Genomic DNA, 21,576 nt, shown 5'->3' on the forward strand with positions numbered 1-21,576 from the left:
TGCGCCACTGCAAGAACGGAGAGCGGATGTGACTGCTTCTATCGCGCCGATCGCGCGCGACAATCTGACGACGCGTGTCTACGAGGAGCTTCGCCGCGCCATGATGGAAGGCCGTTTCTGGCCGGGCCATCGCTTCAAGATCCGCGACCTCGCCGCCAGCCTTCAGGTGTCTGAGACGCCAGTGCGCGAGGCGCTGATGCAGCTGGTCCGCGAAAAGGGCCTGGAGATGGAGGCCGGCCGCTCGATCACCGTCGCCCAGCTGTCGCTGGCCCAGTATCTGGAACTGCGCAGCATCAGGCTGCATCTCGAAGGCATGGCGGGTGCAGCGGCGACGACACGCATCGAGCCGCGCGAAATCGACCGTCTGGCGGCGGTGCATGACAGGCTGATCGCCGACGAGGACAATGGCCGCTGGTTCGAAGCCGTCCGCGACAATTGGGAATTCCATCACTCGATCTACCAGGCGGCGCAAATGCCGGAGCTGCTGGCCATTATCGAAGGCATCTGGCTGCGCAACGGTCCGCTGGTGAACTATCAATACCCGCACGCCAGGCCGACCTATGACGGCCGCCACCGGCATCTCGACATCCTCGACGCGCTGCGGGCGCGCGACGAGAACGGCGTGCGCAAGGGCATTCAACAGGACATGATCGAAGGCGGCCGCCTGCTGGTCAAGGTGCTCGAACGGCTGAACGACGGTGCGGTCACGCCCGAGGAACTGCGCCGCGCGGCGCAGAACGGCCGACTGGTGTCGGCCGCCGGCTGAACGATTTGTTCCTTCCCACCGCATCGGCGCCGGTTCAGGCCACCTGCGCGGCTGCGGCCATGCCGGCATCGGCAGCCTGCAGGGCAAGATCTATGTCTTTTGCGGTATGCGCCGCGCTGAGGAACATGTTGTGCCGGGGGTGGAAATAGGCGCCCTCGCGCAAGGCGGCCGAGCAGAAGGCGTCGGCCTTTTTGAACTCGGCATCGCCGTCGAAGAGCACCATCGGCATCGACACCGGGCCGGTCTGGCGCAGCGACAGGCCATGCTTCTTCGCCGCTGCATCGAGGCCTGAGCGCAGCCTGTCGCCGGCTTCAGTCATCCTGGCGATGGCGTCGGTGTCGCGCAGCGTGTTGATGGTGGCGATCGCGGCGGCCATGGCGACGGCGCCATACCAGAACGAGCCCGTCACATAGACCTTGGTCGCGGCTTCGCGAAACCGGTCGGTGCCGGTGATCGCGGCAAGCGGATAGCCATTGGCGATCGCCTTCGAGAAGGCGGACAGGTCCGGCCGTATGCCGAGCGGCTCCCAGCTGCCGGCAAGATCGATGCGGAACCCGGCCCTGACATCGTCGACGATCAGCGCCGCATCGGCGGCGGTGGCGAGCTCGCGCGCCCGTCTGGCGAAGGCGGCGGTCGGCAATTCCTGATCGCGGGCGATGTCGTGCCGGAAGGCGGTCATCACGACGGCGGCGAGATCGTTGCCGGCCTGCTCGACGGCCGCTTCCAGGCTGGCAACGTCATTGTAGTCGAAATGGATGAGATGGGCGCGGTCCTCGGCGGTGACGCCGGCGAGCGAAGGTGTGCACCACGGCACGGCCCCGTGATAGGAGCCGCGCGCGACCAGCACCTTGCGCCGGCCGGTGCCGGCGCGTGCGATCGTCACGCAGGCCGTGGTGGCGTCGGTGCCGTTCTTCTGCAGCATCGCCCAGTCGGCATGCGCGACCGTCTTGACCAGCAGTTCGGCCAGCTCGACCAGCACTTCACCCGGGCCGTTCATCGCATCGCCGAGGCGACGCTGCCGCTCGGCCGCCGCCTCGACTGCCTGGTGATGATGGCCGAGGATGTTGGGCCCCCAGCTGCACATCAGGTCGATGTATTCGCGCCCATCGACGTCCCAGACCCGGCAGCCGTCGGCACGCTCGAAGAACTGCGGATAGGCGGAGCCGAGATAGCGCGTCGCCATGTGTCCCCACATGCCGCCCGGAATGACCGAGGCCGCACGCTCGCGCAGCAGCTGGTCCTTGGAGTTGATCAGGGAAGGCATAACGAGGTCTCCACGCATTGATATATCATATATTGGTTTTGGTGCTGGAAGAACAGGATTTGCTGATCGTCCAGGATGAGGAAGCGGGAGACGGCTGGCCGCCTCCCGCATCTTTTCGCTCAGTGGCTGAGTTCCGCCAGCGGCAGGTTGCAGCAGGCGCTGTAGCGCACGCCCTTGACGTCCGACTTGTAGGCTAGGACCAGGTTCGGGCTGATCAACGGCAGGATGATCCTGTCCTTGATCATTTCCTCGCCGGCCTGGTGCCACAGCTTTGCGGCCTCGTCGCCGCTTGCCGCAAGGGCTGCCTTGTAGATATCTGCTTCCTTGGGGTTGAGCACCGACGGGTCGCGCTCCGCGCCGGCGCGGCGCGACCACGGGCTGCCCTTGGTCATGGCGAAATAGTCGACATATTGCGACGTGCCGTAATAGTCCGGCGCGTAGAACACCGCCGTCATCGGGATGCCGTCGCCATTGACGCGTTCGCGCCAGTTGGCGAAGGGGATCGGCTGCAGGTCGAGCTTGATGTTGATCTTGGCCAGATCCTGCTGGACCTTCTGCATCAACAGCGAGAGATCGACGCCATAAACGTTCATGCCGGGGAACGCCGCTTCCATCTCGAAGCCGTCGGCATGGCCGGCCTTGGCCAGAAGTTCCTTTGCCTTGGCGACGTCATAGGGCTGCGCCTCGAAGCCCGAACCGCCGGGGAAGCCGAGCGGGATCGGAGCGCTGATCAGCTGGCCCTCGGAGCCGATGGTGAAATCGAGGATGCTCGGGCGGTCGAGGCCGAGCGAGATGGCTTCGCGCACTTCGGGCGTCAGCGGAACCTTGTTGGCCTTGGCGCCGGGTGACAGCGCCACATAGATGAAGTTGTAGGACGGCACGGTCTCGATTTTCACGTCGCTGCCGGTCATCGTCTTGGCCGTATCCGGGTCGATCTGCATGGCGATGTCGGCGGTGCCGCTCTGCAGCATCTGCGCCTGCGCCACCGCATCCTTGGTCTGGCGGATGACGACCTCGCTCAGCGCCGGCGCCGTGCGCCAGTATTTGTCGTTGCGCGCCAGCCGCAGTTCCGAATTGGGCTCATAGGACTTCAGCACGAACGGCGCGCTGCCGGCCGAATGCGCCAGGAACCAGGCCTCGGCATTGTCCGTGGTCGAGGCGTCCGCATCGGCCTTGGCGCCGGCTTCGGAAGCGACTTTGCTGTTGACGACCGCCGCGTAGGGTGCCGCAGCGATGTTGAGGAATTCGGAGCTCGGCGCGACCATCTTGACGACGACCGTATGCGCGTCCGGGGTCTCGATCGACGCGACATTGTCCATCAGGAACGAGGCGCTGCCCTTGAGGTTCTTCAGCCGCTCCCAGGACCATTTGACGTCCTTGGCTTCGACCGGCGAACCGTCCGAGAACTTGGCGGCCGGGTCGAGGGTGAAGGTGAAGCTGCTCTGGTCGGCATTGCCTTCCCACTTCGAGGCGAGCAGCGGGATCGGCTTGTTGTCCTTGTCCAGCGTCAGCAGCGATTCATAGACGCTGGAATTGTAGATCTGGCAGGTGTCGCAGAAGGCGCGGTGCGGATCGAGCGAGTTGAGGTCGATGTTGCGCGCGATGACCAGCGGCTTGCTGTCCTGCGCGAAGGTGGCCGGTGCCCAGAAGGCGCTGGTGGCCAGCAGCACGGCTGCCAGCACCGTCGCCCTGGTCTTGTTTCTCTGTAGGATGGTCATGTCAGTTCTCCCATTTTCTTGTCGGATCTTTGTGGCAATGCGTTCGCTCTATCCACCCACGGCAGTGAGGGATTGAAGCGCGGCCTTGAGCTTTTCAGCGCCGCCCGGTGCGGCGCGGTTGAGCGGGGCCGATACGACGGGAGCCGAGAGGCTTCCCGTCACATGCAGGATCTCGTGATCGAGATAGTCGAACACGCGATCCTGAACCTCTTGTGTCAGTCGTCCGCCAAGCGACAGCCCACGCTGCATCTGTTCGACGACGGCCACCCGATTGGTCTTGCGGATCGAGGCTTCCACCAGCGGCCAATCGAGCCCGGTCGGGTCGAGGCTGCGCAGGTCGATGATCTCGGCATCGACGCCGGTCTCCTCGGCTACCTGCCTGGCGACAGCAACCATGCTGGCGCTGGTGAGCAGTGTGCAGGCGCTGCCTAGCCTGACGATCTTCGCCTTGCCGAGCCGCACGCAATAGTCGCGGTCATCCGTCGGAACAGGACCCTCGCTCGGGAACAGTTCGACATGCTCGATGACGACGACCGGATCGTCGCATTTCAAGGCGGAATTCATCAGGCCGATATAGTCGAAGGGCGTCGTCGGGGCGACGATGCGCCAGCCAGGGAACAGTGCGAAAAGCCCGGACGGATCACCCGAATGCTGTGAGCCGTAGCCGGTGTGCGGCGAGACGCGCACCCGGACCACGATCGGCACCGGGAAACCGCCGCCGAACATGTGGCGCACCTTGCTGACCGCGTTGAACAACTGGTCGGCGGCAACCAGGCAGAAATCGCCGAACATGATCTCGACGATCGGCCGCAGGCCGCAAAGCGCTGCACCCAGCGCCACGCCGACAAAACCGTTCTCGGCGATCGGCATCGCCAGCACGCGCTCCGGCCAGCGTTCGAGCGCGCCCTTTGTGGCGCCCGAAACGCCGCCTCGCAACCGGTGCACATCCTCGCCCATGATGATGATGCGCCCATCCTGCTCCATGGCGCGCGCAATCACCTCGGATGCGGCAACCATGAACTTGACCGGCCTGGTCTCGGCCGGCAGCACGTCCTCGATCTCGAGGAAGTGCTCGCCCTTCAGTTCGGAAAGATCGCCGCGGATCTGGTTGTCGACGTCGCTTGGGTCCGGCCACAGATGATCGGGAATGCGCAACGCGTTGCCGCTCATTTCGGTGAGCGTGTCGGCAGCGGTGTTGACCACCTCCATGACGCGCTGGTCGAGTGTGCCGAGGTCCGAAGCGTTGAGAATGCCCATCGTCTTCAGGCGACCCGCCATGGTGGCAAGCGGGTCACGCGCTTTCCAGGCGTCCTCTTCGGCCCGCGTTCGGTAGCCGAACTCGCTGCCGGGACGGGCGCCGCTCTGGTGCAGGAAGCGATAGCAAAGTGCCTCGACCAGCACCGGGCCGCCGTCTTCCTCGATCGTCCGGCGCGCCTCGCGCATGGCGTGATGGACCGCCACCACATCCATGCCGTCGCATTCGATGCCGCGAAAGCCGAGCATCGGTCCGCGCGAGGCCAGCCGCGTCTCGCGCGTCTGCTCATTGATGTGCGTCGAGACAGCATAAAGATTGTTTTCGGCGAAAAAGATCACCGGCAGCCGGTAGAGCGCGGCAATGTTCATCGCCTCGTAGGCCGGCCCCGCCATCATCGTGCCGTCGCCGAAGAAGGCGACCGAGATGTTGCCGGTGCCGAGCAGCTTGTCGGCCAGCGCATAGCCCGCCGCATGCGGCAGGTTGCCGCCGATGATGGCGCTGGTGCCTGGGATGCCGGAAGCATCGTCGCGCATATGCATCGAGCCGCCACGGCCGCCGCAATAGCCTGACTTGAGGCCCATGATCTCGGCCATCAGGCCGCGCACCGAGCCCTGCATGTCCGGGTTGAAAGCGTCATGCAGCGGGTCGAATCCGCCGGGCGTCTGCGCGTTGACCAGCTTGCCCAGCACCTGGTGATGGGCGCGGTGGGTGCCGTTGATGCGGTCACCGGTGCCAAGCACGGACATGGCGCCGACCGCCGTCGCCTCCTGGCCGATGCTGGCGTGGGCCGGACCATGCACCAGCCCGGCATTGGCGAGATCGAGCACCTTTTCCTCGAAACGGCGGATGAGCAGCATCTGGTGATACCAGCGCACCAGGCTCGAAACCTCGGCGTCGTTCCAGTCCGAATCGTCGACGTCTAGCCGCAACCAGGGCGCCGATGGCTGGATCGATGTCTGCTGGACCATTAAGCGAGTTCCGTTCTGGTAGATGATATATCAAATATTTTCTCAGTCGATTGGGTCGTTCGTTTTTCCCTGGAGCGCGCAACTGGCTAGAAAGTTCGCGCACAAATGGAATTAAATTTCATTTTTTTGGCGAGACCGAGACTAAGCCGGGACGGCGCGGTTCCGCAAGAGGAATTTTGAGACTGTTGGCAGGCCATTCATGTCGGTTTCTTCGCCGGCAGATTTTCGAATGCGATTTCGATGCCGGTATGATATTATCATACCAATCCTACAGGAGACATCATGCCCGCCACCGAAAAACGCACCTTCAGCCTGCCAGCAGAGCAGGCTGCTTTCATCGACCATCTCGTGAAATCGGGAACCTATGTGACCAGCAGCGAAGTGATCCGCGCCGGCCTTCGCGCCCTGCAAGAGCGCGACGCTGCTGTGGAGCGTTGGCTGCGCGAGGAAGTCGTGCCGACCTATGACAGATGGAAGGCGGATCCTAGCGGTATTTCCCTGGAGGAAATGGCCGAGCGGGTTCGCAAGCGCCACGAGGCACTTTTGCAGAAGGATACGTGAAGCAACGGGCTGATCCGGGCAGCTGCCTGAAACTCGGCTATCGATCCGCCCGATGCTGAAAAAACTGCAAAAACAATTCCCGCTCGGTGGTGATGTCGAGCTTTTCATAGATGCGCCGTCGGTGGTTCTTGACCGTGCCGACAGTGATGCCGAGACGCTCGGCGATGTTCGCCGTCGGGTGGCCGGCGAGGATCAGCTGGACCAGCTCCCGCTCGCGCAGCGACAGCTCTGGCCACAGGCTGGCCGGAATGATGGGCTCCTGCCGGGGCGAGGCGCCGGGGCCTGTCGGTGCCGACGTGCGGGAGAATTCGGTTCCGCGCGCCTTGATGTCGAGCGCATGCAGCGCCTCGAACACAGGCAGCCGCTCATCCAGCAGGGCGATCTCGCTATCCTTGAATGACGTGGTCGAGCGGTCGAGGAAGATGCCGAGGCACCAGTCGCCGCCGTCGGCCAGCATGATGCCGACCTCGTCGCAGATCTCCGACTGCGCCAGGAACCCGGCTATGTACTGGCCGCGCTTGGCCTCGTCGTCGGCAAGCCGTTTCAGCGGCATGATGCCCAGCCTTCGCTCGCGCCGCCACGAGGCATAGAACGGGTCGAACACGTAGTAATTATCAAGATAGCGCCGGACCATTTCATCCGAGAAGCGTCGGTGTTTGATGAATTCGGGCGTCTGCGTCGCCGAATAGCGTGTCACCGTGACGAGATCGTGCTCGATGTCCGCGCCGATCAGGTCGATCAGGCAGTCGACATGCCTGTCCGTGCCAGTGGCGGCGATCGCTTTGGCGAGCGGCGCCCAGATGGTCCCCATGCGCATGCCCTTTTCTCGGCGATGTCAGCCCAGCCGTCATTGTGTCTTTAGGCATATGGCGCGAAGCCGCCCATCGAATCTAGCCTAGCGTCAACCTAGACCAAATCCCGAGGCGACCGTGACCCAACCCAATCTCACCGCCCCCATCGTCGGCAATCCAATTGTCATTGGCATCGACGCCGGCGGCACCATGACCGACACGATCCTTGTCGATCAGGACGGCCACTTCAAGATCGGCAAGTCGGCGACCACGCCGAAGAATGAAGCCGAAGGTTTCCTGGCCTCGGCCGAGGATGCGGCGGATGCTTGGGGCATCTCGCTGGAGCAGCTGTTTTCCGGCGTCAACGTCGTGCTCTATTCCGGCACCGGCATGCTCAACACGCTGTTGTCGCGCACCGGCCGCCGGCTGGGCCTGATCACCACCAAGGGTCTAGAGGACATGATTTTGATGGGCCGCGGGCTGCAGGCCTGGGCCGACTATTCCTATGCCGACCGGCTGCATGCGGTGACCCATCACCATCCAGATCCGCTGGTGCCGCGCCGCCGCACGCATGGCGTCACCGAGCGCATCGACCAGTTCGGCGACATCGTGCTGTCGCTCTACGAACACGAGGTCTCTGCCGCCGCGAAAAAGCTGATCGCCGACAAGGTCGAAGCGATCTGCATCATGACCATCTTCTCGCATGTCAATCCGGTGCACGAGAAGCGCATCGCCGAGATCTGCCGCGAGGAGGTCGACAAGGCCGGCGCCGACATCATCGTCTACACCAGCCACGAGGTTCGCCCGGTCATCCGCGAACAGTCGCGACTGAACTCGGTGCTGATCGAGGCCTATGCGACGTCGCGTGGCCGCAAGCAGCTTAGGGGTATCGAGGACGTCTCGAAGAAATACGGCTTCAAATATGGCGTGCAGACGCTGCTCTCCTTCGGCGGCCTGACTTCGATCAACCATCCGCGCCTGCATGAAACCATGATCTCCGGCCCGATCGGCGGCATTCTGGGCGCTGCCTATGTCGGCAAGCTGATCGGCAATGATTCGCTGATCTGCTCGGATATGGGCGGCACCTCCTTCGACATGGGCGTCATCACGCGCGGCCAGACGCGGATCGAGAACGAGCCGCTGATGGATCGGTTCAAGCTCAACGTGCCGACCCTGCATCTCGACACCATCGGTGCCGGCGCCGGCATGATCCTCAAGGTCGACCCGTTGACCAAGAAGGTCTCGCTTGGGCCGGAAAGCGCCGGCTCCGACCCCGGCCCGATCTGCTTCGACCGCGGCGGCACCGAGCCGACCATCGCCGATTGCGACGCCATTCTCGGCCGGCTGAACCCGCACTATTTCCTGGGCGGCAAGGTCGTGCTGCAGGTCGAAAAGGCCCGCCGCGCCTTCCAGGAGAAATGCTCCGACATCCTTGGCGTCGGACTGGAAGAAGCCGCGGAAGGCATGATCGACATGCTGGAGTCCGATGCCAACAACGCGCTGCGCCGCGTCATTTCGGGCCAAGGCATCCACCCGTCGGAGTTCACGCTGCTGTCCTATGGCGGCTCCGGCCCGTTGCATCTGGCCGGCTGCTCCAGAGGTATCGGCTTCAAGGACATCATCACCTTCCAGTTCGCCGCCGCTTTTTCCGCCTTCGGCTGCACCACCGCCGATTTCATGCGCCGGCATTCGGTGTCGACGCAGCACGACATCCCGTCACGCGCCGACGAGGCGACGCTGGCCGCTTTCGGCGCCAAGGTGACGACTGTCTGGAACGACCTGACCAAGGCCGCGGTCGACGAGATGATCGAAGACGGCCATGCGCGCGAAAAGATCAGGACCGTGCCGTTCCTAATGATGCGCTACACCGGCCAGCTCGAGGACGTCGAAGTCATGGCGCCGCTTGCCGAGGTCAATTCGGCTGACGACATGCGCAAGGTCCTGGACGAGTTCGAGGCTGTCTACGCCAAGGTCAACCATCGCGTGTCGCGCTATGGCGAGGCCGGCTTCACCATCACCGAACTTGGGCTGATCGCGACCGCCGACAAGGTCAAGCCGGTGCTGCTCAAGCGCGCGCTCGGCAAGTCCGACCCGGCAGCAGCCCACAAGGGCGTGCGCGAAGCCTACATTGGCGGGCGCTGGCACAAGGCCAATCTCTACGAGATGGACCTTCTCCAGCCCGGCCATGAAGTGATCGGCCCGGCCATCATCGAACATCCCGCCACCACGCTCGTCGTTCATCCGCAGGACCGCGTCCATGTCGATGAATGGACGCTGCTGCACTACACCCACGCTTGAGAGGGCGATCGCCATGTTGGACAAACCTGCCTCGGCCCTGCGCCTTCGCGAAAGACTGCTCGATTCCGAGCGGCTGATGGAGGAGACCGGCTGCTATGACGGCATCACGGAACTCACGCTGCGCAACCAGGACCCGCTGAAATTCGAGACGCTGCACACCAAGCTGCGCGCCTATTGCGTCTCGGCACGCGAAATGGCCCGCCGCATCTCGGCCTCGCCCGGCGTGCGCGAGGTCGGCGAAATGGTGGTCGCCATCTATACGCCCGAGGGCGACGCCATCGCGCTCTCCAACGGCATCATGGTGCATGTCCATACGATGAGCCGCTTCATCAAATGGATGATCAAAAACGGCTACGAGGACAACCCGCGCATCCGTGAAGGCGACATCTTCGCCAACAACGATGCCTTCATCGGCACCGTGCAGGTACCCGATGTCATGGACGTGGTGCCGATCTTCCATGAAGGCACGCTGGTCGGCTGGGCCGGCGCGGTCTGCCACGAGCTGGAAGCCGGCGGCATCACGCCTGGCGGCGACGTGTGTCTCGCGCAGGAGCGCTTCACCGAAGGCCTGTTCGTCTGCGCCGAGAAGATCGGCGAGAACGACGAGATCCGCCGCGACTACGTCATCCGTTGCGAGCGCAATCTGCGCATGCCGATCTACTGGGTGCTGGACGAAAAGGCCAAGGTCGCCTCCTGCATAGATATGCGCGAAAGCGTCAAGCAGCTGATCTCGGAGATCGGCCTCGACTACTGGATGAAGGTGTCGAAGGAGTTCATCGAGGAGGGTCGCCGCGCCCAGCTCGCCCGCACCCGCCAGCTCACCGTGCCCGGCATCTATCGCGGCCATACTTTCTACGGCCACGTCACGGCGGGAAAGCCTGGCTTCCAGCTGCTCGGCGACCCGGACTGGCTCTACAACATCCCGATCGAGATGGAGATCACCACCGACGGCAAGATCACGATGGACTTCGAGGGCACCCAGCCCTGGGGCTACCATTCGATGAACTGCACGCCGGCCGGCATGGATGGCGGCATGTTTGTCACGCTGACCCAGCACATGAATTTCGAAGGGCTGGTCAATGACGGCGCCTGGATGGCGACCGAGCTGAAACTACCACACGGCACCTGGACCAACCCCGACAACGAAATGGTGGCCACCGCCACCTCATGGGCGCTGCTGCTGCCGGCCTATGGCGTCTTCCAGCGGCTGCTGTCGCGCAGCTTCGTGGCGCGCGGCTTCGTCGAGGAGGCGTTCGTCGGCCAGGTCAACAGCCCGATGATCGAGATGGGCGGCGAAAGCCAGTACGGCACGCCGTTCGGCATGGCGCATTTCGAATGCGCCGCCGCCGGCTCCGGCGCACTGGCCATCAAGGATGGCCTCGACACCGCCTATGTCGGCTGGAATCCGGAATCCGACATGGGCAATATCGAGGTCTGGGAACAGTCGATGCCGATGGTCTATATCGGCCGCTCGATCGTCCCGAATTCCGGCGGCGCCGGCAAATATCGCGGCGGCTGCTCCTTCGTCTCGACCTGGCTGATCAACAAGACCTCGCATCTGCGGCTGCATACCTCGGAGCATTCCTCCAGGGTGTTCGACAATGGCGGCATGTGCGGTGGCTATCCGGCGCCGACCTGCCAGAAGCACCGCGCGGTGAGGAACTCCAACATCCATGAACTGGCCGCCAAAGGCGAACCGCTGGCGCATGCACCCGGCATCGACCCGCATGTCTCCGACTACGAGAAGAACATCGGTGGCGACCATGTCGTGGTCGAGGGGCCCTACATCACCTCGCCGCACAAATCCGGCGACATCTTCAGCCATTCCTACAATGGCGGCGGCGGCTATGGCGACGTGCTGGAGCGCGATCCGATCAAGACGGCCTGGGATGTCGAGAACGGCTTTCTCACCCGGCAAGCGGCGGACCAGGTTTTCGGCATCGTGCTGAAGGACGATGAAGACGGTTATCCCGTCGCCGATATCGACGCCACGGTCGAGCGCCGCGCTGCCATGCGCAAAGAGCGTCTGGCCAAGGCGATTCCGGTGGCGGACTGGATCGCCAAGGAGCGTGGCCGCGTCGAGAAGGCCGACTTCGCGCCGGAGGTGAAGAAAATGTATGCCAGCGCGATCAAGCTGTCGTCGCGCTTCACTAGGGAATTCAGTGAGTTCTGGAACGTCGACGCCAGATCGATCTTCATGCCGGGAGCAAAGCCATGACCTCGTACAGCAAGGAAGTCATCCGCGATCTGGCCGCCGGTCAGCTGCCCTGGCCGCAGACAAGGCGCATCATGAGCGCCTACAAGGACGATGACCGCTTCTTCAAAATGGTCGCCGTCTATCAGGATCGTGTCGCTTGGAAGGACCCGATCCTGCTGCCGGTCTCCGATCATCTGTTCATCTGCCAGAGCGGCGATGAGCGCATCACCCGCTGCGAATGCGGCCATTCCTTCGGCGACTATCGCAAGAACTGGAAGCTGAAGGCTGTGATCAACGTCCGCAACACTGAGGAGGCGCTGCGCGAAATCTACCCGAACAGCGATCTCCCCGATCCCGAATGGATGGAAATCCGCGAATTCATCTGTCCGCAGTGCGGCACGCTGCACGAGGTGGAAGCGGCTGCACCCGGTTATCCCATCGTCCACGATTTCGAGCCCGACCTCGAGGGCTTCTATCGCGAATGGCTGGGCAAACCGCTTCAGGGACCATGAATGGTTGTCGATGGAGGCTGTGCCGGTGTGATTGCCAAATCCGGTCAGGCCTGATTGCCTGCCCGGAACGAAGCGGAGACCGTGGGCCATGAACAATCTTTCCGGCCGCAGTGCCATCGTCACCGGCGGTTTCTCGGGCATGGGCTTCGCCATTGCCACGGCTTTGGCTGAAGCCGGCGCCAACGTTGCCGTCGGCTCCTACATCGCGCCGGCCGGCACCGATAGATCAGACGCCGCCTATTATCCCGGCGCGGACGAGATCGGGCGCGTGCGTTCGGCCCTTGCCGCCCACGGAACCAGGGTCCACGCCGCTCACCTCGACGTGCGCGACAGCGACGTCACCAATCGGTTCGCGGCGGAAGCCGAAGCGGCCATCGGCCCCGCCGACATTCTGGTCAACGCCGCCGGCACAACCGCCGAACAGCCGGTCTGCGGCCATTCCGACGCGCTGTGGGACAAGATCGTCGACACCAATCTGACCGGCGCCTTCCGCGTCACGCGTGCCGTGCTGCCGGGCATGATCGAGCGCGGCTGGGGCCGCATCGTCAACATCGGCTCAACCGCCGCCTCGGTCGGCTGGAAGGACAACCCTGCCTACTGCGCGTCCAAGGCCGGACTTCTCGGCCTCACACGCTGCGTGGCGCTGGAAGGGGCGGCGCACGGTGTCACCTGCGTCATGATCAGCCCGACCTGGGTCGAGACCGAGCTTATGCGCCGCAACGTGGCGCAGGTCGTCGAGCGCGAAGGCAAGGGGCGCACACCTGAGGAAGCCATGGCCGAAATCGCCAGGGGCAATCCGCAGCAACGCATGCTGCAGCCGCAGGAGATCGCGGCTCTGGCGGTCTTCCTGTGCTCCGATCTGGCCAAGGGCATCACTATGGAGAACATACAGATCACCGGCGGAGCACTGTGGTAGCGTCTCGGACGTTCAACCAGCTGACCTCTCCGCAAATGCCTCGCTGTAAGACAAGGTGACCGGATTTGCCATTGAGCGCCGGGCACGATAGGCTATATTGCACTGCACAATGGAGACGCCGTTTATTGCACGCCCATGTTTGCGAAGTTTCCGGCCGGCTCATGGCTTGCCGGCCCTGGGTCGTGTCGGCGGGACTCTGAGATGAAGATTCCAAAGTCCCTGCTGATCGATCCCGAGAAGAACTCGGTCTATGGCGCCTTTGCCGTAGCCGTCTCGATCTGGGCCTTTTCCTATTCGGTCATTTTCGGCCAGGTGCTGATCCTGGCCTACTATGCGGTCTGGCTTCCGCTCATCCTGGTCGACTACCGGCGGTTTCTGCGGCAGCTGTCCAGCGCCTGGCTGCCGCTGCTGTTTGCGGCTTATGTCTGCTTCTCGGTTTTCTGGTCGCAGGCTCCCGGCGTCACCGCAAGGACGTCGGTCCAGTACTTTTCCCACATCGCCTGTGCCTACATAGCTGCGCGCACCGTCAGCGTGCGCACGTTGACCATAGGGGCGCTGATCGGGATATTCATCGTCCTCATCTATTCGCTGAAGGTCGCGAACTATTCCGAGGACGTTCTCGACGGCACCGTCAATTTCGTCGGCGCCTTCGCCTCCAAGAACCAGATCGGCTTTGTCGGCTCGCTCGGCATCTATTTCTGCGTCGTCTTCCTTGCCTTTTACAGGCGCGGCCGGCTGAGCCTCATCCTGGCGGTGCCCGTCGTGTTGCTGTCGGCCTATGTGCTGGTCGTCTCGCATTCCGCCACCTCGATGGCCTCGATACCGGCGGTTCTGGCGCTGGTGGCGCTTCTTGCGATGAGCAAACTCTTGTCACGGCGCTATCGCCGGGTGATCTTCCTGATCGGGGCCGGCCTGCTGGTCGTGGTTGTCTTCGTCGCCTTGAATCTCGGGCTGATGGACTTCGTCCTCGGCCTCTTCGGTAAGGATTCGACGCTCACCGGGCGGACCTATCTGTGGGAGCAGGGCTGGAATGCCGTGCAGAAATCGCCGATTCTCGGCGTCGGCTATGCCGCCTATTGGGTGCAGGGCTTCGCCGAAGCCGAGCGGCTGTGGAACGAGTTCTACATCACCACCCGCACCGGCTTCCACTTCCACAATACCTATATCGAAGCCCTCGTCGAACTTGGCTTTGTCGGGGCGACGCTGGTATCGCTGATCATGCTGCGTACGCTCTACGGCCACGTTTCGGCGGTGATCTTCAGGACCTGGCAGGCGGATTCGGTGATCCTCTTCGGCGTGATGGTGCTGCTGCTGATCCGCTCCTTCGTCGAGGTCGAGATTCTCAACCCCTACATCATGGGTTCTTTCCTGATGTATTTCAGCTTCTTCAAGCTGGCGCGGCTGCCCGTTACCCGCACGCGGCGATCGCATGCCATGGAGCCGGCGGATGCGCCCAGGGGCGAGGCTGACTGGCCCAGGCATCCCGGTCGTCCGGCGGCGGCCGGTCCGTCATGAGTGACAACTCGCGGGCTGAAGTCGGCGCTCGCAAAAAACGGCAGTGACGCCGTGTTTGTCGCGATCTGGACCGAACTCCGATATGCTTGCTGCAAAGCATGGAGGTTTTCATGCCATATGCTGTTGAGACATGCCCGGACGATGTTGATCGGTTAAAAACGCTTCTCCACAGCCTAGGCGAAGAAGGCAGTCGGATCGTCAACGCAATCTGGCAGCCCACGCGCGATATTCTGACGGAGAACGGTCCATTCACGCAGCCGTCTGGCTACATCATCATTTTGGAGTACCCACGTTAAATGCCGGCCAAAAGCGGGCCGGCTGACGTGATCGGCAATGCCGTCCGCGTCATGCGCATTGCCACAGGCGACGAAGCCGACGGGACAACATCAAGCCGCCGGCCAACGCTGTTTTCTGATTTCAAATTTCAAACTGAGACACCACCCAAACCCGCCCTTGCCGGATGGATTGAAACACTGGGTAGTGCCCGGGGTCCGCGAGGCTACTGGCTGGCCAGCGGTGCCAGCTTGACCTTGATCACATCGCCAGGCAGCACCAGTGTGTCTTCCTTGGCGGCGATTTCGCTGGTCTTGCCGTCGACATTGCGCACCAGTGAATAAAGCAGGGTGGGCTGCTGATCATTTGTCATAGCGGCCGTCGTCGCGGGATCGGTGGCCTGGGCTATCAGGCCTTTCTGCATATTCGCCTTCAGCGCGGCCTCGTTCAGGTCGGCTTCGGTCTGCTGCCGATCAGTGGCGAGACTTGAACTCAAGGTGTTCTGGGCATCGATGGCATCCTGCTTCGCCTTGCTGATCGCCTGCTTGGCGGTGAGGATGGCGGTTTCGTAGTCCAGGATCTTGCCCTGCAGGTCGGCGACGGACTGCCGCGAATCCAGCAGCCGGGCGTTGGCGATCAGGCCTTTCTGCGCCAGCGGGCCGATGCTGGTGAGTTGCTGCTGTGCCAGGTCGACCTGCTGCTGCTGGTTGACGATCTTCTTCTGCAGCGATTCGATTTCGGACTCCAAAACCCCCTTCAGATCGTCGAGCGCCTCAAGTTTCAGCTTCAGCGCCTTTTGGTCGGCCGTCAGGATCGTCATCTCGTCCGCGACGATGGCTGGCAGTCTCGGATCGCTCTCGGCCTCCTTCGGCACGTCGAAATTCGCCTTGCCGGCCATATCCGCGTCGATGCGGGCGCGCCTGACGATCAGCCGAATGCGCTGGTCGTCGGAGATATCGAACATGCCCTTGGCGGTGACCAGGTCCTTGCCGAGTTGAGGGCCGTAGTCGGTGTTTCGCCTGATGCCTCCGGCGACGCTGATGGCTTTCAGCACTGTCAGGTCGGGCACATAAGGAAACTGGCCGGGGTTCTGGACTTCGCCCGAAATGTAGAATGGCCGGAACTGCGCCATTTCGACCGAGGCTTCCGGTCTGTCCGACAAAGCGAGCTTTTTCTGCAAAGCCTCGCCGATCGCCGTTGCGATTTCGGACGTGGTCTTGCCGGATGCCGGCAGCTCACCGGCGAACGGCACCGACAGCGTGCCGGATGGGCCGACCGTGTATTCGCCGTTCACCGCCGACCAGTCACGAAATGTGCCTTCCACGGTCTGCCATTCGGCAACGCGGATGGTCAGCTTGTCCTGCGATCCGAGGCGGTAGTCGCCGGCAGCGGCGATGTGGGGGACGACAAGCGACACGGCAAGGCATGTGGCCATCAAACGCGCCCGCCGCAGGCGGCCGGAAACCGGGCCGCTGCGAAAGGCTTCGAACATATCTGTTTTCAACTGAACGTTCCGATCCGCTTTAGCCCCATCGCCCGATGAGCTTGCGTCGAATGGCCGGCGCCAATGCCTGGCATCGGCCACCGGCTGGTCAGTAAGAGCCGCGCGACATCCACACGGCCGGGACGGTCTTGATGATGATGCGAACGTCCTCGAACAGCGACCAGTTCTCGACATAGTGGCGGTCGAAGGCGACGCGGCTGTCGTAAGACACATCGTTGCGGCCGCTGACCTGCCACAGGCCGGTCAGGCCCGGGCGGGATTTCAGGTAGTAGACGGCGGAGGTGCCATAGATTTCCAGTTCGTCGCGCACGACCGGACGAGGGCCGACAAGGCTCATGTCGCCCTGCAGGATGTTGATGATCTGCGGCAGCTCATCGAGGCTGAGTTTCCGCAACACCGCTCCGACACGGGTGACGCGCGGGTCGTTCTTCAGCTTGCGGGTCGCGACCCATTCCGCGTTGGCGTCCGGGTTGGTGGCGAGATAGGCCGCAAGCACCTTGTCGCCGTCCGGAACCATGGTGCGGAACTTCAGGCAAGGAAAAATCCGCCCGCCGCGACCGATTCGCCTGTGGCCGTAGAAAATCGATCCGCCGTCGGAAAACTTGACGAGCAGTGCTATCATGACAAACAGCGGGCTGAGGGCGATCAAGCCAATCAGTGAACCGGTGATATCGAAGCTGCGTTTGAGCAGGCCGCCGATCGGTGGCGGAAAATCGATGTCAGCCTGCGAAAAGCTCGCTGTGGCCGACTTGGCAACGTCCCTCATGCCGTAAACTCCATGCGTTGAACGAATGGTTCGCCGCACGATACCAAAAAAATGTTGCAGCGCAACACACAATTTACCAACTCGTTGAAATAGTCGCGTCATGAATTGACTAAATAATAAGCTAGGCATGCACAAATTTCAGGGTATTTAGCAAATTTGTGACAATAAACGGGCACAGTCGAAAAAATACGGACCTTTTTGGGGCGATTTTTAGGCAAGCCTACCTATCTGTCAGGGTACAGCGCACTTTAGTGCTTTAGCGCGCCATGATACTTGGGGAAAATCATATAAAATACTACTTAATATTGCCTATTTTACTGAAAGCCGCTTGTGGCCGGAGGTCGGCTTAAATCCCGTCGCGTGCATTGCACCATGGTAGAGTCGATCGCAGAAGCTCAATTAAAAATATCCGGAGTTGCCCTTGCCGCCTACTGCTCGCCTTAATAGAATTGCAAATTATACCTGTCACAGTGGCGACAGGTAGAAAAGGCCGGAAGCAACCGGCCGAGAGTGGGCGACCTTAACAAGCCCACATGACAAGGGACGGCGCTCGGGTGGGGCAATCGATAGATGTACCCGAGCCGGTTTATGGGCTGTTGGGTATGGCACTTCCAAAATTCATCCTCGGGATGATTTTCGCTCTGGCTATCGTCGTTGGCTGGTCCTGGCTGGGCGGCGCGTCGATAGGCACAATACTGATGCGCGTGATCATATGCGCAATTGTCATCCAGGCGGGCTACTTCGTGCTCGTCTACGCCATGATCGCCAGGAGCGCGCCGACGCCGGCTGACCTGGCTCGTGACGCAGAGCGAAAACTGAATGCGCCCGAGGTGGCCGAAGGCGAGAAGCTGGGCAGCGCCAGGCGCAGCCTGCACTAACCAGCGCCCGACCGGCCTCAGGCGACGGTGGCGGGCTCGCTCTCCGCCATCCCGGTTAACGCGATGGTCTGCAAAATTCCGCACTGCGAAAGGAAAGGCTTTACGGCGCCAAGGTTTTTGAGGATGCTTGCTTCGCACTTGCAGCATAAGCGTCGGCAAACCGCTTTCTCTGGGAGACTGTGCGCTAAATGGCCTTGCCGGATGTTTCATACCAACGATTGCGCGCCACCGACTGTGCCGACGAGGTGGCCTATATACAGGCCTGCCTGCGGTTGTATATCGCGGGGCCGGGCGTCGCCGGCGGCGTGTCGATGCCTGGTCTTGGCGGTGGCGACATTGCCAGGCTGAACAAGGTCACCAGCTTTGTCCTCACGGTCGTCGAACATCGCGCCGTGGCTGCCGTCGCTGCGGTGGCCACAACGGCGAACGGTGCTGTGGGAACTGTGCGGCCGCGCGCCGGTCCGCTATCTGGCCGAAGCCGGCTGGGCAGCGTCCGCCGACATCAGCCGCCGCATCTTTGAACGGCCGGATAACCGCTGAATGAAGACAGGGCGCTGATGGCAATTCTATCGAGCATCGAACGAGTACGGGGCGAGGGCAAATCGATATCACCTGTACGAGAGGCAAATCCATGTCGATGACGAAATCCGAGGTCTGCGTGATCATCGCGGCAAAAAACGCGGCAGCGACAATCGCTGTCGCCATCGCGTCCGCGTTGCGCGAACCGGAAGTGGCGGAGGTCGTCGTCGTCGATGACGCCTCCACCGACGACACCGCTGGTGTCGCGCGATCCGCCGACGACGGCAGCGGACGGCTCGCGGTGATGCGCTTCGACGTCAATCGCGGCCCCTCCTTTGCCCGAAATGCAGCGATCGCCGGCTCGAAAGCGCCGTTCATCAGCATTCTCGATGCCGACGATTTTTTCCTCGAAGGCCGGTTTGGCAACCTGTTTGCCGACGCCGATTGGGATTTCGCGGCGGACAACATCATGCTGATCAGGGATGATGCGACCGGCGATGCGACGAAAATCGTCGCGCCGCAATTTGCCGCCGATCCGGAATTCCTCGATTTCGAGCGCTTCGTCGAAGGCAACATCTCCAGGCGCCGCGTCCAGAGAGGCGAATTGGGCTTTTTGAAGCCGGTGATCAGCCGTGCCTTCCTCGACCGCCACGGGCTGCGCTACGACGAGAGCCTGCGGCTGGGCGAGGACTACGAGCTCTACGCCCGCGCGGTCGCCCGCGGGGCGCGGTTCAAGGTCATTCGCTCCTGCGGCTACGGCGCCATCGTCCGCGCCGATTCGCTGAGCGGCCGCCACAAGACCCAGGACCTGAAGCGTCTGGCCGATGCGGATCTGGCGCTGCTGGCAATCGACAGCCTGCCGGAAGGCTCGAAAGCGGTGCTGCGGCGGCACGAGCGGCACGTGCGCGACAAGTATCGGCTGCGCAACTTCCTAGACGTCAAGGCCGAGCGAGGGCTGGCATCGGCCGCGGCTTACGCTTTCGCCAGCCAATCCAACCTCTTCCCCATCGTCCAGGGCGTGGCCTCCGACAAGCTCGAGGCGCTGTTTCGCCGTGTGGGCCTTGTGTCCAGGCAAAAGCATGTGCCGCCGCTGCGTTTTCTGATGGCCGGAACCAGCACGGGCCAGGAACGTTGAGAGCGGTGCCGGACGCCTGCGGTTTGTCCGGCGGGGACATGTTCATCACGTACATTTCGGCCGGATTTATGAGTTTACGAATTGGGTGGTTGCCTCGCGGCTCTGACGATGGCAGTCTATGTTGCGGTGCAGCATATTGGACGATCAGCCGAACTGGCCCCCGATCGGATTGGTCTGATGTCTCTCCTTGAGAGGAGCAGGACAACGCGACACGAGTTTTTTGAGCCCCGGCTGCGGGGATCGGCCAGAAGCCCGGCCCACAAGCCGGCGATGACAGGAATCTGAGTTCATGGCCTCGATATTCGGTTTCAGATCAAGGGATCCGGCCCGCGACCGGCAGACCGATGTTTCACGTCTTGATCGTCTGGCAAAGCTGTTCGAGCAGATCGCGGCCGAGATCGAGTCCGAGAGAGCCGGGCTTGAGAATCGCTACCGGACGAAGGCGACCAACGCCGCCTTCCTTGTCGAAGCGATGGAAAACGGCTCCGCCTCCGACCGTCGGTCATCCGAAGTCAGCGCACTGACGGAGTCGATCCTGAATTGCGAGCGCCGCATCGCGGCGCTGTCGCGCCAGGACGGCATGATGAAAGAGCTCCGTCATTCGCTGGATACGGTCTTCGACGAGAATGCCGGTTCGGCCGCCACGGCCGAATTCGCCAGGCCGGCAGGCGCCGGCAGAGGTTGAAAGTGAAGGCTAGGAACTGTTGCAACGGATTTGATGCGAGGCAGGAAAAGCAATTCGAAAAGCAATTCGAGAGGATCACAGAGGTGGTCAAGGTTGGCCCCGTTCAGGAGCGGTTCGAACGTCGACTTTGGGTTGGGGACGCACAGCGCAAAGGTGAGTTTGGTATGAATTCGAATCCGAGACCTACGTCCACGACAGCAATCGACGCACCGCCGTTCGCGCGCCGGACCGGGCAAGCCGGCCGGCGGCGATTGGGTTCGCTCGGTGCGTTGCTGCTGGCTGCGCTTGGCAGTTTCCTGGCAACCCCTTCCTATGCCCAGGACATTCCGACATCGCCGTCCTTTGTCGACGATTTCAAAAGCTTCGATCGTGCGCGCTGGTATGTTTCCGACGGCTGGAACAATGGCAGCCATCAGAATTGCACCTGGTCGAAGGGGCTGGTCAGCCTATCGGACGGGGTGCTGTCGCTCGGCTTCGAGAAGCAGAAGCTGAAAGACCGTGAGTTTGCCTGCGGCGAGATCCAGACCAAGCAGCGCTTCGGCTACGGCACCTACGAGGCACGGCTGAAGACCGATACCGGCTCCGGCCTCAACGCGGCATTCTTCACCTATATCGGCCCCACCGACAAGCAGCCCTGGGACGAGATCGACTTCGAGATCCTCACCAAGGACACCTCCAAGGTGCAGGTCAACGCCTACATTGCCGGCAAGGGCAAGAACGAGAAGCTGGTCGATGTGCCGGGCGGCACCGAGAACGCCTTCAACGACTACGCCTTCGTCTGGAAGAAGGACAGCTTGAGCTGGTACGTCAACGGCCAACTGGTCAACACGATCACCGACCCGGCGAAGCTACCCACCCATGCCCAGAAGATCTTCTTCAGCTTTTGGGGCAGCGATACGATGAAGGGTTGGATGGGAGCCTTCGCCGATCCAGGCCGCAAGCTTTCGCTGCAGGTCAAGCGCGTTGCCTTCACAGCCTTGGGCGAACCCTGTCAGTTTCCGGAATCGCTGGCATGCAGCGTAAAGTAGTTGGGAAAGTCGATTTGAACTGGCTGG

At 62.3% G+C, this 21,576-nt stretch carries 18 protein-coding genes; 12 read left to right on the forward strand and 6 right to left on the reverse strand.

Annotated elements, in window-relative coordinates; genetic code table 11:
• Nucleotides 1-28: 28 nt before the first annotated feature.
• The gene (locus ACFOJ9_RS36435) at nt 29-766 is read left to right on the forward strand and encodes a GntR family transcriptional regulator (RefSeq protein ID WP_082525546.1); all 738 of its coding nucleotides are present in this window, start codon (nt 29-31) and stop codon (nt 764-766) included.
• Nucleotides 767-800: 34 nt separating this feature from the next.
• Here the strand turns inward: ACFOJ9_RS36435 and ACFOJ9_RS36440 are convergent, their stop codons facing one another.
• From ACFOJ9_RS36440 to ACFOJ9_RS36450, 3 genes are all read right to left on the reverse strand, one after another.
• Nucleotides 801-2,030, reverse strand: a complete 1,230-nt coding sequence (locus tag ACFOJ9_RS36440) for an aminotransferase class III-fold pyridoxal phosphate-dependent enzyme (RefSeq protein ID WP_378986646.1) — start codon at nt 2,028-2,030, stop codon at nt 801-803.
• A gap of 119 nt (nt 2,031-2,149) precedes the next feature.
• Nucleotides 2,150-3,748, reverse strand: a complete 1,599-nt coding sequence (locus ACFOJ9_RS36445) for an ABC transporter substrate-binding protein (protein WP_378986648.1) — start codon at nt 3,746-3,748, stop codon at nt 2,150-2,152.
• Nucleotides 3,749-3,796: 48 nt separating this feature from the next.
• Nucleotides 3,797-5,971: a dehydrogenase E1 component subunit alpha/beta gene (locus ACFOJ9_RS36450; protein WP_378986650.1), complete on the reverse strand. Its 2,175-nt coding sequence runs from the start codon at nt 5,969-5,971 to the stop codon at nt 3,797-3,799.
• 282 nt (nt 5,972-6,253) lie between these two features.
• Here ACFOJ9_RS36450 and ACFOJ9_RS36455 point away from each other — a divergent pair, with 282 nt between their 5' ends.
• Complete coding sequence (locus ACFOJ9_RS36455; protein ID WP_378986652.1) at nt 6,254-6,532, forward strand: type II toxin-antitoxin system ParD family antitoxin; 279 nt, start codon at nt 6,254-6,256, stop codon at nt 6,530-6,532.
• A gap of 37 nt (nt 6,533-6,569) precedes the next feature.
• On the opposite strand, the gene ACFOJ9_RS36460 is transcribed toward ACFOJ9_RS36455, so the two are convergent.
• The gene (locus ACFOJ9_RS36460; RefSeq protein ID WP_378986654.1) at nt 6,570-7,349 is read right to left on the reverse strand and encodes a helix-turn-helix transcriptional regulator; all 780 of its coding nucleotides are present in this window, start codon (nt 7,347-7,349) and stop codon (nt 6,570-6,572) included.
• A 112-nt stretch (nt 7,350-7,461) separates the two neighbouring features.
• Between ACFOJ9_RS36460 and ACFOJ9_RS36465 the strand changes: the two genes are divergently transcribed.
• The 5 genes from ACFOJ9_RS36465 (at nt 7,462) to ACFOJ9_RS36485 (ending at nt 14,761) form a co-directional block, all read left to right on the forward strand.
• Nucleotides 7,462-9,621, forward strand: coding sequence for a hydantoinase/oxoprolinase family protein (locus ACFOJ9_RS36465; protein WP_378986656.1), 2,160 nt, complete (start codon nt 7,462-7,464; stop codon nt 9,619-9,621).
• A gap of 13 nt (nt 9,622-9,634) precedes the next feature.
• Nucleotides 9,635-11,839: a hydantoinase B/oxoprolinase family protein gene (locus ACFOJ9_RS36470; RefSeq protein ID WP_378986658.1), complete on the forward strand. Its 2,205-nt coding sequence runs from the start codon at nt 9,635-9,637 to the stop codon at nt 11,837-11,839.
• The gene (locus ACFOJ9_RS36475) at nt 11,836-12,330 is read left to right on the forward strand and encodes an acetone carboxylase subunit gamma (protein ID WP_378986660.1); all 495 of its coding nucleotides are present in this window, start codon (nt 11,836-11,838) and stop codon (nt 12,328-12,330) included. The genes ACFOJ9_RS36470 and ACFOJ9_RS36475 overlap by 4 nt, the downstream gene beginning before the upstream one ends.
• A gap of 88 nt (nt 12,331-12,418) precedes the next feature.
• The gene (locus ACFOJ9_RS36480) at nt 12,419-13,246 is read left to right on the forward strand and encodes an SDR family NAD(P)-dependent oxidoreductase (protein ID WP_378986662.1); all 828 of its coding nucleotides are present in this window, start codon (nt 12,419-12,421) and stop codon (nt 13,244-13,246) included.
• Between the two features lie 201 nt (nt 13,247-13,447).
• Nucleotides 13,448-14,761, forward strand: a complete 1,314-nt coding sequence (locus ACFOJ9_RS36485) for an O-antigen ligase family protein (protein ID WP_378986664.1) — start codon at nt 13,448-13,450, stop codon at nt 14,759-14,761.
• A gap of 499 nt (nt 14,762-15,260) precedes the next feature.
• Here ACFOJ9_RS36485 and ACFOJ9_RS36490 read toward each other — a convergent pair whose 3' ends face one another.
• Together ACFOJ9_RS36490 and ACFOJ9_RS36495 are read right to left on the reverse strand one after the other, a co-directional pair.
• Nucleotides 15,261-16,526 (reverse strand): polysaccharide biosynthesis/export family protein, encoded by a 1,266-nt coding sequence (locus tag ACFOJ9_RS36490; protein WP_378986666.1) that lies wholly within the window; start codon nt 16,524-16,526, stop codon nt 15,261-15,263.
• Nucleotides 16,527-16,626: 100 nt separating this feature from the next.
• Nucleotides 16,627-17,304, reverse strand: a complete 678-nt coding sequence (locus tag ACFOJ9_RS36495; protein ID WP_378986668.1) for a sugar transferase — start codon at nt 17,302-17,304, stop codon at nt 16,627-16,629.
• Between the two features lie 533 nt (nt 17,305-17,837).
• Between ACFOJ9_RS36495 and ACFOJ9_RS36500 the strand changes: the two genes are divergently transcribed.
• From ACFOJ9_RS36500 to exoK, 5 genes are all read left to right on the forward strand, one after another.
• A complete protein-coding gene (locus ACFOJ9_RS36500; RefSeq protein ID WP_378986670.1) occupies nt 17,838-18,182 on the forward strand; it encodes an exopolysaccharide production repressor exox in 345 nt (114 codons plus the stop codon).
• A gap of 188 nt (nt 18,183-18,370) precedes the next feature.
• On the forward strand, nt 18,371-18,703 hold the full coding sequence (locus ACFOJ9_RS36505; protein ID WP_378986672.1) for a hypothetical protein: 333 nt from the start codon (nt 18,371-18,373) through the stop codon (nt 18,701-18,703).
• A gap of 110 nt (nt 18,704-18,813) precedes the next feature.
• Nucleotides 18,814-19,836, forward strand: coding sequence for a glycosyltransferase family 2 protein (locus ACFOJ9_RS36510; RefSeq protein ID WP_378986674.1), 1,023 nt, complete (start codon nt 18,814-18,816; stop codon nt 19,834-19,836).
• A 289-nt stretch (nt 19,837-20,125) separates the two neighbouring features.
• Entirely contained in the window at nt 20,126-20,521 is a 396-nt protein-coding gene (locus ACFOJ9_RS36515) for a hypothetical protein (protein WP_378986676.1), read from the forward strand.
• 164 nt (nt 20,522-20,685) lie between these two features.
• Entirely contained in the window at nt 20,686-21,549 is an 864-nt protein-coding gene (gene exoK, locus ACFOJ9_RS36520) for an endo-1,3-1,4-beta-glycanase ExoK (RefSeq protein ID WP_378986678.1), read from the forward strand.
• Nucleotides 21,550-21,576: the final 27 nt, after the last annotated feature.

Source organism: Mesorhizobium cantuariense, assembly GCF_042647205.1.
GTDB lineage: Bacteria > Pseudomonadota > Alphaproteobacteria > Rhizobiales > Rhizobiaceae > Mesorhizobium > Mesorhizobium cantuariense.